Source organism: Paraburkholderia phenazinium (genome assembly GCF_900141745.1).
GTDB classification, from domain to species: Bacteria; Pseudomonadota; Gammaproteobacteria; order Burkholderiales; family Burkholderiaceae; genus Paraburkholderia; species Paraburkholderia phenazinium_B.
Map to the genome: position 1 here is coordinate 4,330,482 of NZ_FSRM01000001.1, position 16,896 is coordinate 4,347,377.

The window sequence follows — 16,896 nt, forward strand, 5'->3', positions numbered from 1 at the left end:
ACGCTGCCTAAAACGCCGTCTGGAACGCCGCCTGGAACGCTGCCTTAGAACGTGTAAGCCAGCTTGCCGAACGCCGTCCGGCCCAACGTGTTGTAGCCGTACGCGGTTACGTACTGCCGGTTGAACAGATTCGACAGATTGGCGGACACGGTGAGATGCGAGTTGACCTTGTACGCAGCGCGCAGGCCCACCGTTGTATAGGATGGCAGATAGATCGAGTTGGCCTGATCGTCGAAGGTCGATCCACCGTACAGCACGGAGATGCCCGTGCTCAGTGCGTGCAGGTGGAACTCGTCCCACATGTGATCGATGTTCAGGCTGAACGTCTGACGCGGGCGGCGGTTAAGCCAGGTCTGATCCGTGACGTCCTGCGGATTCAGGAAACCGACCGAGAGGCTCACCGGCGTCGATTTGCCGATGGTGCCCTTGTACGACAGGTCGATGCCCTGAATATGCGCGCGTCCGACGTTCACCGGCAGGAAGGTCACCGAGTCGTATTCGATCAGGTTGTGAACGCGCGTGTCGTACACCGCCGCCGTGAAGGTCCCGAACGACGTGGCGGCATCCAGCGCCGCCTCAACCGTATCGCTGCGCTCCGGCAGAAGGTTTGGGTTCCCGTAGCCCGGATAGTACAGGTCGTCGAAGGTCGGCAGACGGAACGCATTGCCATACGAAACGCGCGCCGTATAAACCGGCGTGATCGCATAAGACAAGGCAACGTTGCCGGTATTGACCGACTGCCCCTCGATGATCTCGTGACGGCCTGCCAGGAACACGGTCAACGGGCCGAGCGTCGCCGACTGATGCAGCGAAACCGCTGAATCGTCGCGCGTCGGCACACCCGACGGAATGTCGTATGGCAGGAAGGCCTGCTCGCGCGAGAAGTCGTAGGCAAGCTTGGTCTCGCCGGACAGCGGCAGGTTGAACAGCGCGGGCCCACGCTCCTGATGCGTCAGCGAGGTCGACGTGCTCAGGCGCGTCGAGTCGATCTCATCGGATGGGATGCCCGGCGTATTCGTATACAGGAACTCGCGGTCCGTGGCGTAGCCGACCGACTGATCGAGCTGCGTGAACGGCGTGATATCCAGATGGAACGCGGCGCCCGTCGTCAGCTGATAATCGGCCTGCCGGTCGTCGCCGCCCGCGTCATCGTAGGAGAGATCCGAGCGGTGATACAGGAAGAACGTGGAGAGCGACCAGTTGTTGTGCGCGTAACCCAGGCGTCCATCCACGTCCTGTGCATGGTACGGGTTACGGCCGTCTTCGTGACCGAAGACAACCGGCTGCGTCGCATCGATCCCCGCCGTGTTGTAGTCATGCAAGCCGAGCGAGTAGGTCAGCCCGCTCAACGCCGAGAGCGCGCCGGTGGACGGGACCGAGCCCGATGTGCGGACCTGCGTATCGAAGGTCTTGTTCGACCCGCCGCCCACCGACACCGTGGTCTGATTGGGCTGATTGGAAGCGTGGTTCGTGAAGAGCTGGATCACGCCACCCATCGCATCGGCGCCGAACGAAGCGGCTGCCGGACCGGAGATCACCTCCACGCGGTCGAATGCGGAGGTCGGCAGATCAGCCCACTCGGCCTGACCGCTGGTCGCGGAACCGACCCGGATGCCGTCGATAAACACGGCCACCTGATTTCCCGCCGAGCCACGGATGCTGACGGACGCAAGCGAACCTGGGCCGCCGTTCTGCGCAACGGTCACACCGGGCAGTGTAGCGAGCGCCTGCGTGATGCTTGGGTCAATGGGCGAAAGACGGTCGAGATCTGCGCGAGTCAGAACCTGGGTCGTGGCGTATCGCTGATCGAACGATTGCGGCAGATGCTGCGTGTCGCCAGTGACGAGGATATTCGGTAGCGTGGTTTGCGCGACGGCCTGATCCTGGGTTGACGACGAGTCGTCGGCGTGGGCGATCTGGCAAGCGATAGCCGTCAGCGCGGAGCTGATGATGAGATGACGAAGCTTCATTATTGGAATCCTGGGGATAGCGCGCCCCACAGTTGAATAGTAGACAACGACGCCGAGGTCTGACTTCCGGTTCGGACTGAAACCGGTCACAGTGGCGCGACCGCGCTGGATTTGCACCAGCTTCCACGAGTCGTTTGCGCGCATTCTACTTGCGAATCTAACGGGGACCGGAATAATTCCCGCCAATCGACGCGTCATTGCAACATCGCACCAGCGCGGTTCTGACGCCCAACGATCGGGCGTTTCGCGCCAGACGGGTGCATCCGAGAACGGCTCGGGCATGGCGTCCATGCCTGTATCGCCCTGCCCTGAAAAGGCGTGACAGCCTCCCCGCGCGGTTGGCATGAGTCTTGAGTACAATTCCCCTGAACTTGTACACAAGAGGGAATACGAGATGCGCGGATGGACAATTTCGGATTGGCAGGAAGCGTATCGGGACGGTGCGACGCCCGCCCAGTTGCTTGGCGAACTGGTCCACGGACTGACGCCCGAAGATGACCCCGCATGGATATCGACCGTGACGCAAGCAGTGCTTGAAGCGCAGCTCGCGGGCCTCGAGGGCAGGCTGGCCGCGGTGGGTGGCGATCTGACGAAGCTGCCGCTCTATGGCGTGCCATTCGCCGCGAAAGACAATATCGACGCCGCCGGCTTCGAGACCACAGCCGCCTGCCCTGCCTTCGCCTATACGCCAGGGCGCAGCGCGACGGTCGTGCAGCGGCTGACCGATGCCGGCGCAATCGTCATTGGTAAAACCAATCTCGATCAGTTCGCGACCGGCCTCGTGGGCGTGCGCTCCCCTTACGGCATCCCGGCCAACAGCTTCGACGCCGAGTACATCTCGGGCGGCTCGAGTTCGGGGTCGGCCTCGGTAGTTGCGCGCGGCATCGTCCCTTTCTCGCTGGGCACGGATACGGCCGGCTCGGGACGCGTCCCTGCGGGCCTCAACAATATCGTCGGAATCAAACCTACTCGTGGCGCGTTTAGCAATGCAGGCGTGGTGCCGGCATGCCGCACGCTCGACTGCGTGTCGGTCTTCGCGACCACTTTCGACGACGCCGCGCTCGTGTACGACCTGGCCGCCTCGCTCGATCTGGCCGACGGTCTGTCCCGCGAAACGCCCGCCTCCGCGCTTCAGTGGCGCGTTCCCGCCGCGCCGCGTTTTGCGGTCCCGTCACAGCCGGAATTCTTCGGCGATGAACTGTCCGCGCAAGCCTTCAAGGCCGCCGTGGCACACCTTGAAGCGCGCGGCGCGATCTGCGTGCCGCTCGATTTTTCGCTCTTCGACGACGTCACTGCGCTGCTGTATGACGGCGCATGGGTAGCGGAACGCTATGCGGCGATTCGCGACTTTGCTGGCTCGAACGAAGCCGACATTCACCCGGTTGTGCGCGACATCATCTTCAAGGCCAAGGAATTCTCCGCCACCGACACCTTCGAATCGATCTACCGTCTCGCCGATCTCAAACGCCGCGCCGATTCGATGCTGGCGCAGTTCGACGCCCTCGTCGTGCCGACAGCCCCAGCCCACTACAGGATCGCCGAACTGCTGGCGGATCCGGTACGTCTGAACAGCAATCTCGGCAAGTACACCAACTTTGTCAATCTGCTCGACTGGAGCGCAGTGGCCGCGCCGGCAAACTTCCGCGAAGACGGACTGCCGTTTGGGATTACCTTCATTGGCGAGGCGTGGCGGGAACGCGCGCTGGCTGACTTTGCGGCGCAATGGCATCGGGCCACCGGGCTGCCGCGTGGAGCGACTGGAATGCCGCAGGCTGCGCAGTCGGGTGCCGCGCAGTCCGGTGCCGCGCAACCAGCGCCTGAGGCAAAACGCAGCGCGGCGAGCGACACCATTCGCGTCGCCGTCGTCGGTGCCCATTTGCGCGGCATGCCGCTCAACCATGAACTGACGAGTCGTGGCGCAAGCTTCGCGGAGAGCACGACGACCGCGAGCAACTATCGTCTCTTCTCGCTCGCAAACACGACTCCGCCGAAACCAGGGCTGCTGCGTTCCGAAAGCGGCGCACCGATTCAGCTGGAACTCTGGGACGTGCCGGCGACTGCATTTGGTTCTTTCGTCGCTGGCGTCCCTGCACCACTTGGCATCGGCACTGTAACGCTCGCGGACGGCAGACAGGTGAAGGGTTTCATCTGCGAGCCTTACGCCCTGCAGGATGCGCAGGACATCACGGCATTCGGCGGCTGGGCTGCCTGGCTCGCGCGTTAGCTTCTCTCATTGCGCGCCGGAATCGTCCAAACATTCCATCGCAAGCCGCGTATCATGATCCAAGCTCGCGATCTTCCGTTGCCGTTGGAACAAGCTAGCCGCATCCCCTCACGCACCTGGAAATACTGATGGTGGACAACAGCGCGCCGACTGCGTCGGCGAAAAGCGCCAGCAACCTTGCTGCGCAAATCTATACGCAACTGAAGGCCGATATCTTCGACTTCCGCCTGCTGCCAGGCGACAAGTTCAGCGAAGGCGATATCGCAACACGTATGCAGGTCAGCCGCACACCGGTCCGGCAGGCGCTGTTCTGGCTGCAGCGCGAAGGCTACGTGGATGTCAACTTCAAGAGCGGCTGGCAGGTCCGCGCGTTCGACTTCAAGTATTTCGAAGACCTCTACGAAGTGCGCGTCATGATGGAAACTTCCGCAATCGCGAAGCTCGTGGAGCTGGACGCCACCTCACGGCTCGACGCCCTGCGCGAGATCTGGTGCGTGCCCGTGAAGAAGCAGCTTGACGATCCCGCCACCGTCGCCGCGCTGGACGAAGCCTTCCATGGACGTCTCGTCGCCGCCGTGGGCAACAACGAAATGGCGCGGATGCATGAGGACATCACTGAACGCATCCGCATCATCCGCCGGCTGGACTTCACCAAGAAACCGCGCGTGGCGGCAACCTATAAGGAACACGCGGCGATTCTCAAGGCGATCTTTGCTGGCGAAGCGTCGGACGCCCAGCAGATGATCCGTGCTCATATCGCGGAGAGTCAGGCCGAGGTCAAACGCATCACGCTCTATATGATGCAGACCGCGCGCGAACGTTACGGTGCGCGCGAAACGATCTAGCGCCTTCGCCATCCCTGGATACGTGCACGACGCACCAGCGTGGCGCGTCGTGCGCACCGCTGTCACACAGCGTCTCTCGACCTCGCAAGCGTGGCAAAGCCTCCCGTTCCTCATCTCCCGCCTGGCTTGGAAGTTGCTCAAGCACTGCGCCTTGTATTCAAGGCGATATCCAACTTTCAAAATGGCAGAGGACGATCAATGAACAAGCGTGAGTTTCTGAAGGTCGCATCGGCAGCAGGGGTTGCGGGTGTGACAGGGGTCGCAGGCGGGATTCCTTCCGCGTTCGCACAAGGCGACACCGGTCCGATCAAGGTAGGCATTCTGCATTCACTGTCGGGCACGATGGCGATCTCCGAAACGTCGCTGAAAGATACCGCGTTGATGACGATCGCACAGATCAACGCAAGCGGTGGTGTCAATGGCCGCCAGCTCGAGCCGGTAGTCGTGGACCCGGCTTCGAACTGGCCGCTGTTCGCCGAGAAGGCACGCCAGTTGATCACGCAGGACAAGTGTGCTGTGGTGTTCGGCTGCTGGACTTCGGTGTCGCGCAAGTCGGTGCTGCCGGTGTTCGAGGAACTCAACGGCCTGCTGTTCTACCCCGTGCAGTACGAAGGCGAAGAAATGTCACGCAACGTGTTCTACACGGGTGCCGCACCGAACCAGCAGGCGATTCCTGCTACCGAATATCTGATGAGTGCAGAAGGCGGCGGGGCCAAACGTTTCTTCCTGCTCGGCACGGACTATGTGTACCCGCGTACGACCAACAAGATCCTGCGCGCGTTCCTGAAATCGAAGGGCGTTCAGGAAGCGGATATTCAGGAGGTCTACACGCCGTTCGGTCACAGCGACTATCAGACCATCGTCGCCAACATCAAGACCTTCTCGCAGGGCGGCAAGACCGCGGTGATCTCGACCGTCAACGGTGACTCGAATGTGCCGTTCTACAAGGAACTGGGCAACCAGGGCCTGAAAGCGACGGACGTGCCGGTGGTGGCGTTCTCGGTGGGCGAAGAAGAACTGCGCGGGATCGATACGAAGCCGCTGGTGGGCAACCTCGCTGCGTGGAACTACTTCATGTCGCTGCGTAATCCGGAGAACACCAAGTTCAAGGCGATGTTCGCCAAATGGGTCAAGGACAACAACCTGCCGGGCGGCGACAAGCGCGTCACGAACGACCCGATGGAAGCGACCTTCGTCGGTATCCATATGTGGAAGCAGGCGGCCGAAAAGGCCAAGAGCACCGATGTCGACAAGGTGCGCGTGGCGATGATCGGCCAGAAGTTTGCAGCGCCGTCGGGCTTCACGCTCGAGATGGACGGCAACCACCACCTGCACAAGCCGGTGATGATTGGCGAAGTGCGCGCCGATGGTCAGTTCAACGTCGTGTGGCGCACCAAGACGACTGTGCGCGCGCAGCCGTGGAGCCCGTATATCGACGGTAACAAGGGTAAGCCGGACGTGGTCAGCTCGATCTCCGACTTCCTGCGCCGTCGCCGCGTCGCTGAGGTCTGAGCTGGGTGATGTGGGTTTGACGTGAGTATCGCGTGATGGCGGCAACGCCATCACGCGTGCAGCAAGCCTGCAGCCAGCGCCGTCAGGCTGCTGCTTCGCTCGCGCTTTCCCGCTTCTCCCCCTTCGCCGTTTCTTCGAGCTTCTTCCGCATGGATCGCGCTGCCGCGATCATGTTTCTAAGGGCCGCCTCCGTTTCCGGCCAGCCACGCGTCTTCAGGCCGCAGTCCGGATTCACCCACAAACGCCCGGCAGGAATCACCTCGCAGGCGCGCTCGAGCAAGCGCTCCATCGTGTCCACGTTCGGCACACGCGGCGAATGCGTGTCATAGACTCCGGGCCCAATTCCATTCGGATAGGCAAATTCGCCGAAGCCGTCGAGCAGTTCCATCGAGGAACGCGAGGTTTCAATCGTGATGACGTCCGCGTCCAGCGCCGCAATCGATGGCAGGATGTCGTTGAATTCCGAATAGCACATATGCGTGTGAATCTGCGTGGCATCCGAGACCCCGCTCGACGCGATCCTGAACGCCTGCGTCGCCCATTCCAGATAGGCGGTCCAATCCGCCTTGCGTAGCGGCAGGCCTTCGCGGAACGCCGGCTCGTCGATCTGAATGATGCGGATGCCAGCCTGTTCCAGGTCGTTCACTTCGTCGCGAATCACCAGTGCCAGTTGCAAGGCAGTTGTCGAGCGCGGCTGGTCGTCGCGCACGAAAGACCATTCGAGCATTGTCACCGGTCCTGTGAGCACGCCCTTCACCAGACGGTCCGTCAGGGACTGTGCGTGACAGGCGGTATCCACCATCATCGGTTCGGGACGAAATACGTCGCCAAAGATGATGGGCGGTTTCACGCACTGCGAACCATAGTTCTGCACCCAGCCGTTTTCGGTGATCGCATAGCCCCACAGTTTCTCAGCGAAGAACTCGACCAGGTCGTTGCGCTCTACCTCGCCGTGCACCAGCACATCGAGTCCGAGTTCCTCCTGCTTGCGCATCACCGTGGCCGTTTCGGCGCGCATGCGTTCGAGGTAGTCGAGCGCGCGCAATTCGCCGCGCTTATAAGCCGCGCGGGCCTGGCGGATCGCGGGCGTCTGCGGGAACGAACCAATCGTTGTGGTGGGCAGGAGCGGCAGTTTCAGGGCGTGCCGCTGCACGCGGCTGCGGGCTTCGAACGGGCTCTTGCGGCTCGCCATCGCCTCCGTCACAGCCGCAATCTTTCTTTGCACCAGCACGTTCGTGACCGCCTTCGACGCGCGCCGCGCAGCGAGAGCCTTGTCCGCGGCGGCAAGCGAAGGCTCGGCCGCGGCCTGATCGTGCAGCGCCAGCGCAAGCGTACCGATTTCCGCGAGCTTTTCCGTCGCAAAGGCTAACCACGTCTTCACCTCGGGATCGAGCCGCTTCTCCACTGTGAGCGAAACGGGGACGTGCTGCAGCGAACACGACGGCGCAATCCAGAGCGTGTCGCCGCGTTCGTCATGCAACTGCTGCAACGATCCGACGATTTCGCGCAAAGCAGCGCGCCAGACATTGCGTCCGTCGATCACACCGACCGACAGCGCCTTGTCCTTCGGCAGCACCGTGCGCCACGTGTCGAGTTGCTGCGGAGCCCTGACCAGATCGATATGCACGCCGTGGACCGGCAGCTTCGCGACGAGCGCGGCGTGATCGGCGGCGGTGTCGAAATAGGTGGCGAGCAATACCTTCACGCCTGCGGCGCCCAGCACGTCATACACGGCTGAAAACGCTTCGAGCCACTCGGCGTCGAGGTCGAGACACAGCGCGGGTTCGTCGATCTGTACCCACTCGACACCACGCCGCTTCAACTCATCAAGAATGCGTAAGTAGCGGATCACGAGCTTCGGCAGCAGCGACAAGCGGTCGAATCCCGGCGTCTGGCTCTTGGACAGCCACAGATACGTGATCGGCCCAATCAACACCGGTTTGACCGGCAGATCGAGCGCAAGCGCTTCATCGATCTCTTCGAAGAACCAGTTCACGCCACCGTTAAAGGTCGTCTGTGGTCCCAGTTCCGGCACGAGGTAGTGGTAGTTGGTGTCGAACCACTTGGTCATTTCCATGGCCGGCTGCGCCTTGTTACCGCGCGCCAGTTCGTAGTACTGAGCCAACGACAACGCTGCCGGTTCGAATTCGAAGCGCTCGGGCAGCGCGCCCAACAATGCGGTCAGGTTCAGCATGGGGTCGTAGTACGCGAAATCGCCGACCGTCACGAAGTCCAGCTTTGCCGCGCGTTGCTGCTCCCAGTGACGCGCGCGTAATTCCCGCGCGACGCCGCGCAGGTACGCGTCGTCAGACTCCCCGCGCCAGAACGACTCCTGGGCGAACTTGAGTTCGCGATGCGCGCCGATGCGCGGAAAGCCATGTATGTGGGTGCGAGCCATTGCCGATCCTTGACTGAATGGCGCACAGTTTGAGAGGCACGCTATGATTCATCAAGCGACATCTTTTCATTATCGTATGAGCCACATTCATATCAAAGACACCTCGGCTTACGGCCACCGCGGGCGGCAGCATGCTTGAACTGCGCCATCTTCGCTCCCTGATCGCGATCGCCGATTCGGGCAAGCTCGTCACGGCCGCCGAGCGCGTCAATCTCAGTCAGTCCGCGCTATCCCACCAGATCCGCGACATGGAAGCCCACTACGAGGTATCGCTATTCGAGCGGACCCGGCAAGGTCTGCGCTTTACGGTGGCAGGCGAACGGCTGCTGGCTCTCGCTCGCGAAACGGTGGCGGGAGTAGCGGCCGCTGAACGGGATCTGGTTCGCCTGAAGGAAGAAGTGCGCGGCGAGCTTCGCATCGTGCTGAAATGCCACACGTGCTTCGACTGGCTGATGCCGGTGATGGATGAGTTCCGGCGCCGCTGGCCGGAGGTCGAGGTTGACCTTGTGGCGGGATTTCACGCAGATCCGATGCGGCTCCTGAGTGAGGGAAAAGCCGATGTGGTGATCGGATCAAAACCGGCCACCCGGCGCAATCTGGACATCGCACCGCTGTTCAGGTTTGAAATCCAGGTAGTGCTTGCCAATGAACACCGTCTGCGCAGCAAGCGGCGTCTGACCGCTGAAGATCTGCGCGGCGAAACCCTCATCACTTACCCGGTTCCCGAAGCGCGCATCGACCTGATCCGCGAGGTGCTGGAGCCGGCCGGCATCCGGCTCGAGCGCCGCACCGCCGAGTTGACCATTGCGATCATGCAACTGGTGGCGAGCCGCCGGGGTATCGCAGCGTTGCCGAACTGGGGCTTGAAGAATTACGTCGACCACGACTATGTGCTGGCGAAACGCGTCGGCACGAGCGGACTATGGAGCGAGCTTTACGCCATCGCGCCGAAGGGGACAGCGGGCCGTCCTTACTTCGAGGATTTCGTGTCGATAGTGCGCGACACCTGCGCGGCGCAGCTCGACAGCATCGAACTGCTGACGAGTGTCGAGTGATCGTGCGCCAGTCGGCGGTCGCTGGTACCTTAGCTTGAACCCGACGCCCTTGTGTAACGCGAGTTGTGCGTCTCCCGTCTAATCAGGCTGAAGCCCTCTGGAGAAAACATGCTTGCATCGCCTGTCAGGCTGCGCAAAACCGCAGCGGTCATCGCAACGTTTAGCTTTGTCGCAGCGCTGGCCGGTTGCAGTACCCCTCAAACCGTTGTCCAGGCGCAGAAAACCGCCGTCGATGCGTTGCCGAACGGGATTGCCGTGCGGCCAGCCGATGGCGCGCTCTTCATCACCGATGACCGCACCAGCAGCGTGTTGTCCTCGCACGGAGGGGCATTCTCGCCATATGCAGCGATTCCGGTTGGAGTGGCCCAAGGTAAAAGCCTCAGCCAGATCACCTTCGCGCAGTCAGGCGCCTTGCTCGCCGAACGGTTCGGGTTTGGCACCGCGAGCGCGATATTCGAAGTCAGCGGCAATGGCACAGCCGTGGCGCTAAGCGGACCCAACCCGGCCCGGCGCAGGTTGGGACTGGTTGAACTTGCGCCTGGCCAGCTCCTGTCTACCTGGTTCATCAAGACCGGCAGCAACCCGCCGCAAGGTGCCCTGAGTCTGGTGACCTATGACGGGGCGACCCACGCCGCAACCGAACGCGATCTGCTCACAGGGCTCGGCAAACCAGTTGGGATTGCCGTATCAGGGGGGAACGTGTTTGTCTCCGATCAGGCCAACGGCAATATCTTGAAGGCGAATCTGGGTGCGCTTCTGAGCTCTCCGGCGCCGGTGACGCCTACCGTGTTTGCACGCGTAGATAGCCCCGATCTGATGACCGTGGATAGCGAGGGTCGGCTCTATACGAAATGCAACAAGAACGGCCTCTGCGCGATCGCCCCGGACGGCACGGTCAGCGTGATGGCCAACGACTTCCAGGATGCCCGAGGCGTCGCGATCGATGCCGCGCATCATGTCCTGTATGCGGTCGATCGCGGGCCGTCATCCGGCGGGACCAGTTATGTGCGCAGCTTTCCTATCAAGTGACGACGATGGGATGAAGCAAGCGGGCGAAGGGTATGCGACTGCAGGCAAACCCTCGCCTCACGCAACACCTCGTTATTGATCGACACCCACGATCACACTCGACGCCTTGAAAATGGCGGTCGCGGATTTGCCGGTTGCGAGACCCAGGCGGTCGACGCTTTCATTGGTGATGATGGCCGCGATCTGCGCGCCATTGGGCGCCGCAATTTCGATTTCGGCATTGACCGCGCCCTTGGTCACGGCGGACACCGTCCCCGAGATGCAATTGCGCGCCGACACCTGGCTACTCTTCACGTCCACCATTACGATGATCGACGAAGCCTTCACTAGCGCGAACGCCGGTTTGCCTTCGGCAAGGCCGAGCGATGTCGCACTGCCATGCGTGATGACCGCGACGATTTCGAGGCCGTCCTTCGTGCGCAGCGTGACCTCATCGTTCACGGCGCCGTGCTTGAGCTCCACCACCTCGCCTTCAAACTGATTCCGGGCACTGGTTCGCATTGTCGATCTCCTGATGTTGCGTGTTCGTGCAGCGATATGAACACGCGTTGCTTTGTATAAGGTCAGAGAACGAGTGTAGCGAGAAGTTTCGCCGCGTGCGAGCGTTAACCTCGTCGCGGCGGAGTGGAGTGCAAAACGATTTTTTTGCGTCGTTATGTAGGCGAGTTTATAGCGTTGGGGATGACGGGATAATTGCCAGCTGCGACGACATTCGCAATGCGCCTCGAAGGAGGCTTCAAATTACCCCTTGATGGCCTGGTTGCGGCCGCAACAGTACGTACTGCGCGATGAATCAAACGTCGATTCTTGAGACACTCAAACCTCGCTTCGTTGCAACTTTGAGAAGACAGACGATCGACGCTTTTCACTTTGCGTCAGATACAGCAATTTTGACCTCGACCCAATATCCACGGGCACTTCTGACCGATTCCCCTGGAAATTAATTGTCTTGCCTACCCAAGGCAAACCTTTGCGCGACCGGCGATTTCCGCCACCGGTCTGTTACACAACCCGTTGCCCGTCTCGCGATTGAGACATTTCCGTCTCTGTGGGCTAGCGCACCTTTTCCCGGAACGGCGGCCTGTACCACGTCTTGCGAACTGGCCGCAGAGCCAGTCGGCATGCCGTTCTTAGCCATTTTGCACGGCTCGCACCCTGCTCGAAACCCTATGTGCGCCTGCGCACAGAACTCACCGCATCCCGCGAACTTCGCGTTTTGATCGCAGAAACATTCTGAAACAACTTTTACTAACGTCGTTTTAAACATTCTGGCCGTTTTTGGCTAACCGGCGCCTGGCCCAATAGCGACAAGGCTTTGGCACTCCCTGGCACGATCGTCGCTATATGTCCTGCACCAAGCAGCAATGCAGCAACGCAGTAGATTCAGGTGTCGCTTGACTGCTGTCGGGGGAAACAGTCAAGCGGCAACAACGGACTTCAGGACGCGGTATGCCGATAGATGGCGAGGCGAAACCTGGAGTCCACGCTGGGGACCAGTTCATGGGCCCACCAGCACCTGGAACGAGGCAGGGACGGTCTGGATGGTTCAGCCGGCGGTATCTGCTAAGCACTCCTCAATAATGCTTCGCAGGCGCTACCAGCAGATACCAGCCTCATCCGCACTTTGCCCGCGCCGCGTAAGCGGCAAATGTTTGTGTGCCCGGCCCGCAGCGGGTGCTTTCTTCTCTTAGAAATTTTTTAAACACAACGAGGACTGACCATGAACACGATCATCAACGCAGTGAAGAACTTTGTCCGTGAAGAAGAAGGTGTTGCTGCAATCGAATACGGCCTGCTGGCTGGCCTGATCGCAGTGATGATCATCGCTGGCGCAACGACCGCTGGTAAACAGCTCAACACGCTGTTCACCAACATCGGCGCGCAGCTGACGACCGCCGCGAAGAACGTGAACGGCTGAGCGCGTAGATTCTCCGGGCGGTCCAGTCGACGCAACGGCACGCGTTGCCGGCGTCGACGACCACCCACCCGGAGCATCGCATGTGGCGTAGCCAGCCGCCCAACCGGGCGCTGGCCACGCGGACCGCAAGAATCTGAAATATAAATAAAACAGGTTTCGTCATGGACACTTTCGCGTTTCCAACCGGGCTGTGTGTCTTCGCTCTGGTGATCGCAGCCGCCGGTTTCGACCTGCATTCGCGGCGCATCCCCAACAAGCTGGTCCTGCTCGGGTTGATCGTGGCGGTGCCGGTGCAGTGGATCGCACATGGCGGGACAGCGGGACTCTGGCTTGGGCTGCAAGGACTCGCCGCTGGTATCGCGGTAATGCTGCCGTTCTACATGCTGCGCGCCTTTGGCGCGGGCGACGCGAAGCTGATGGGCGCAATCGGCGCCTTCGTCGGACCTTCGAACGTGTTGCTGGTTGCGCTGGCGACCTTCCTGGTGGGTGGCGTCTGGGCACTCCTCCTGGTCGTGCAACGGCGACAGTTGAGCCAGGCGGGCAACAGCCTGTTCCTGATGTGTACCAATTTCGCGCACCACAAGACACAAGCCGCGCAGGAAACCTCGCTCGGACGACTGCCCTACGGCGTCGCGATTGCGCTGGGCACGACGGCAACAATGTTACTGCTGCACTAACTCACCGGATTTCGGGGGAGCAGGCGCGAGCCTGTCGAGTCAATCCGCAAAGGAGTACGACATGAAAAATATGAGAGCACTGGCGATGCTGACCGTCGCGACCGTCGCCGCACTGGCGGCCGTGCTGTTCGCGTCGCGCTGGATGCAAACCCAGACGGCCCCGTCGACCAAGGTGGTCGTCGCCCTCAACGACATCAGCCTCGGACAACGTCTGACGCCCGAATATCTCAAACTGGTCGACTGGCCCGCCGACAGCATTCCGGCAGGCGCCTTCACCGACCCGCAGAAGCTCGATGGCCGCGTACTGAAAGCCAGCGCGCAACGCGGCGAACCGCTGCTCGATTCCAAGCTCGCGCCGGTCGGCACGCTGGGCGGACTCTCGGCGGTGATCGGCGAAGGCAAACGGGCAATTACCGTTCGCGTGAACGACGTGATCGGCGTGGCCGGTTTCGCGCTGCCTGGCAACTACGTGGACATCATCGTCAATACGCAGAAGGACAGCACGGCCGCAGCGAACGATACGCAGGACCGCAACATCTCGAAGATCGTTCTGGAAAAGATTCTCGTGCTGGCCGTCGCGCAGGAAGTCGGACGCGACGACACCAAGCCGCGCGTCGTCAACGCCGTGACGCTCGAAGTCTCACCGGACCAGGCGGAGAAGATCGACCTGGCACGCAGCGTCGGCACCCTTTCGCTGGTGCTGCGCAATCAGGTAGACACCGCTGAGGACACGACCGGTGGAGCCACCAAGGTTTCGCTGCTGAAGGAACCCATCGCGGTGGCTGCACCGAAGTCCGAAGTGAAGACCGTGCGCATCGTCCAGCGAGTGGCAGCGCATGTGTCCGGCAACTGTATCCGGGTGATCACGGGCACGCAGAACGGCCAGGAATGCTTTTGATTGAACCGAGCAGCCGGACCGGGCAGCGCGAGCAGAACGCACTAAACGCAGCACAAAAAAGAAATCAGCATAGCTGACCAATCGGGCTGACCAATCAAGCTAAAGACTGGCTGATGGGCGCTCACGGCTTCATTCGGGGGAATGCAAATGAACCACCATCACGACGGCGCAAAGCGCTGCAGCAAGCAGGACCAGCGGCACCGCGCGACCACGCGCCACCTTGGACGGATCACGCTGGTCGCACTGGCCTGCCTGACCCTGTGCAGCGCGCAGGTCGAGGCGCAATCGGCAGGCTCGGATACCGCCAGGCCGCTCACGCTCGCCGCGAACGGCGTCAACGTGACGATCGGCGTGAGCCACCCCGCCCCAGCCGCAGAAGCCGGTCAACCCAAAGGCCTGAACTGCACGGGCGAAGTGCGCGACCACAGCACCGTCAACGTGCCCGTCGGCAAGTCGACGATGGTCAACCTGCCCGAATCCGTCCGTACCCGTACCGTCGGCAATCCGAACATCGTCCAGGCCATGCTGGTCTCGCCGCAGACGCTGTACGTGCTCGGCACGGACATCGGTGCGACCAACATGATCGTGCAGGGCCGCAGCGGCTCCTGCAGCGTGATCGACGTGGTGGTCGGCGTCGACCCGAGTGGTTTGCAAGCCACCCTCGCCTCCCTGATGCCGGAAGAGCACGACGTGCGCGTCAGCGCCGCGGCCGACAGCCTCGTACTGAGCGGCACCGTATCCGACGGCATGAAGGCGCAGCGCGTCGTCGAAATTGCTAACGCCTTCCTGCAGCGCGAGACCCAGGCGGTCGTGCAGGCCGCGCCGGCGAACGGCGCATCCGGTGCCGCCGCTCCGGCCGGCAGTGGCTCGAGCGCGGGCGGTCAGCGCGATCTGGCATACAAGAACCTGCGCATCATCAATATGTTGTCGGTGGCTGCACCGCAGCAGGTGATGCTGGAGGTGAAGGTCGCGGAAGTGTCGAAGACGCTGATAGATGAATTCGGTGCGCAAGCCAACCTCAACGGCAGCATCGGCAGCTGGTCGTTCGGTCTCCTTGCCAACTTCCTGAGCGGCGGCGCGGGCCAGGCTGCAGCGATCAAGTCCAACAAGCTGCCATTCGGCCTCGCGCTCGACGCACAAAAGAGCGACCAGCTCGTCAAGATCCTCGCCGAACCGAACCTGATGGCGATCAGCGGTCAGCAGGCCAGCTTCCTCGCCGGCGGCAAGATCTTCATCCCCGTCGCCCAGACCGCCAACGGTACGACGACGATCACGCTCCAGGAAGAAGACTACGGCGTGGGCCTGACCTTCATGCCCACCGTACTCGACGGCGGCCGCATCAACCTGATGGTGGCGCCTGAAGTGTCCGAACTGTCGCCGACCGGTGCCACGGTTACCTCGTCGAGCGGCAACACGACCTCCGTGCTGCCCCTCATCACGACGCGCCGCGCCTCCACTACCCTGCAGGTGATGGACGGCCAGAGCTTCGCGATTGGCGGGCTGATCAAGAACAACGTCACGGGCACCATCAACGCACTGCCGGGCGCCGGTGAAGTCCCAGTGCTGGGTGCACTGTTCCGTAGCACGAACTTCCAGCAGGACCGCACGGAGCTGGTGTTCGTCGTGACGCCACACCTTGTCAAGCCGCTGCCGGCCAACTACACACTGCCTACCGACCGCTTCGGCGACGTCAGCGAAGCTGGTGTGATCCTGACCGGCAACATGGAAGGCAAGGTGCACGCAGCGGCACCGGCTGCGGGCGCACCGCAAGCCGCGCTGCCGGCGGCAGGAACGGGCACAGGCACGGCAGCGGGCTCGAACGCAACGGCAATCGCTCCGGCACCCTCCGGCGCTCCGGCCACCCCCGCTGCGCCGGCGGTCACGACCCCGATTGCGGTCACGGCTCCCGTCGCCTCGGCACTGCCCGAACCCGTACCCGATCACGGCGTGACGATGCCGGTCGCCAGCGCGAAAGCGCCCTGAGTCTTCCAACAGCGCTCACGAACTTCACCTTGAACTGGGGCCCAACATGAACAAGCTCAAAGAATTGATCCGCACCGCGTTCTGTGCAGGTATCACCCTGACTCTGGCCGGCTGCCTGACGTCGACGCCGCAGTGGGACGCGCACTTCGGTGAGACCGTCCAGCAGATTACGACCGCGCAAGTGCTCAACCCGAACGCCGCCAACAACACCGATCCGGTCAGCGGCATCGACGGCAACGCGGCCACGTTGAACATGTTCCGCTACGACAAGTCGTTCACGCAGCCGTTAGGTATCACCTCGCCTTATGGCGTCGGACTCGGCTCGACCAGCCTTACCCCCAGCCAGCCGTAATCACCCCCGCGGGAGCAGCACCTCGGGCCGCGAAC

13 protein-coding genes and 1 riboswitch are annotated in these 16,896 nt (G+C 62.0%); of the genes, 10 read left to right on the plus strand and 3 right to left on the minus strand.

The annotated features are described in order from the left end of the window. Positions 1-44: 44 nt before the first annotated feature. Complete coding sequence (locus tag BUS06_RS19390) at positions 45-1,970, minus strand: TonB-dependent receptor domain-containing protein (RefSeq protein WP_074265720.1); 1,926 nt, start codon at positions 1,968-1,970, stop codon at positions 45-47. Positions 1,971-2,015: 45 nt separating this feature from the next. Next, positions 2,016-2,105, minus strand: a riboswitch (adenosylcobalamin (AdoCbl) riboswitch). Between the two features lie 259 nt (positions 2,106-2,364). On the opposite strand from BUS06_RS19390, the gene atzF reads away from it, so the two are divergent. The 3 genes from atzF (at position 2,365) to urtA (ending at position 6,551) form a co-directional block, all read left to right on the plus strand. After that, positions 2,365-4,194, plus strand: coding sequence for an allophanate hydrolase (gene atzF / locus BUS06_RS19395; protein ID WP_074265721.1), 1,830 nt, complete (start codon positions 2,365-2,367; stop codon positions 4,192-4,194). 128 nt (positions 4,195-4,322) lie between these two features. After that, positions 4,323-5,039 carry a GntR family transcriptional regulator gene (locus tag BUS06_RS19400; RefSeq protein ID WP_074265722.1) on the plus strand — a complete coding sequence of 239 codons (717 nt, stop codon included), beginning with the start codon at positions 4,323-4,325 and terminating at the stop codon, positions 5,037-5,039. 198 nt (positions 5,040-5,237) lie between these two features. After that, entirely contained in the window at positions 5,238-6,551 is a 1,314-nt protein-coding gene (gene urtA, locus BUS06_RS19405) for an urea ABC transporter substrate-binding protein (RefSeq protein WP_074265723.1), read from the plus strand. A gap of 82 nt (positions 6,552-6,633) precedes the next feature. Here urtA and metE read toward each other — a convergent pair whose 3' ends face one another. Next, the gene (gene metE, locus BUS06_RS19410) at positions 6,634-8,949 is read right to left on the minus strand and encodes a 5-methyltetrahydropteroyltriglutamate--homocysteine S-methyltransferase (protein WP_074265724.1); all 2,316 of its coding nucleotides are present in this window, start codon (positions 8,947-8,949) and stop codon (positions 6,634-6,636) included. A 131-nt stretch (positions 8,950-9,080) separates the two neighbouring features. Between metE and BUS06_RS19415 the strand changes: the two genes are divergently transcribed. Then, complete coding sequence (locus BUS06_RS19415) at positions 9,081-10,004, plus strand: LysR family transcriptional regulator (RefSeq protein ID WP_074265725.1); 924 nt, start codon at positions 9,081-9,083, stop codon at positions 10,002-10,004. A 108-nt stretch (positions 10,005-10,112) separates the two neighbouring features. Beyond that, a complete protein-coding gene (locus BUS06_RS19420; RefSeq protein WP_074265726.1) occupies positions 10,113-11,033 on the plus strand; it encodes an NHL repeat-containing protein in 921 nt (306 codons plus the stop codon). Positions 11,034-11,105: 72 nt separating this feature from the next. Here BUS06_RS19420 and BUS06_RS19425 read toward each other — a convergent pair whose 3' ends face one another. Beyond that, a complete protein-coding gene (locus BUS06_RS19425; protein WP_074265727.1) occupies positions 11,106-11,534 on the minus strand; it encodes a TOBE domain-containing protein in 429 nt (142 codons plus the stop codon). 1,219 nt (positions 11,535-12,753) lie between these two features. Between BUS06_RS19425 and BUS06_RS19430 the strand changes: the two genes are divergently transcribed. The 5 genes from BUS06_RS19430 to BUS06_RS19450 all read left to right on the plus strand — a co-directional run bounded on the left by BUS06_RS19430 (position 12,754) and on the right by BUS06_RS19450 (position 16,861). Continuing rightward, entirely contained in the window at positions 12,754-12,951 is a 198-nt protein-coding gene (locus tag BUS06_RS19430; RefSeq protein WP_074265728.1) for a Flp family type IVb pilin, read from the plus strand. Between the two features lie 161 nt (positions 12,952-13,112). Then, positions 13,113-13,628: an A24 family peptidase gene (locus BUS06_RS19435; RefSeq protein ID WP_074265729.1), complete on the plus strand. Its 516-nt coding sequence runs from the start codon at positions 13,113-13,115 to the stop codon at positions 13,626-13,628. A gap of 61 nt (positions 13,629-13,689) precedes the next feature. Further along, complete coding sequence (cpaB, locus tag BUS06_RS19440; protein ID WP_074265730.1) at positions 13,690-14,526, plus strand: Flp pilus assembly protein CpaB; 837 nt, start codon at positions 13,690-13,692, stop codon at positions 14,524-14,526. 147 nt (positions 14,527-14,673) lie between these two features. After that, entirely contained in the window at positions 14,674-16,509 is a 1,836-nt protein-coding gene (locus tag BUS06_RS19445; protein WP_074265731.1) for a type II and III secretion system protein family protein, read from the plus strand. A gap of 46 nt (positions 16,510-16,555) precedes the next feature. Next, positions 16,556-16,861 carry a hypothetical protein gene (locus BUS06_RS19450; protein ID WP_074265732.1) on the plus strand — a complete coding sequence of 102 codons (306 nt, stop codon included), beginning with the start codon at positions 16,556-16,558 and terminating at the stop codon, positions 16,859-16,861. Positions 16,862-16,896 lie beyond the last annotated feature (35 nt).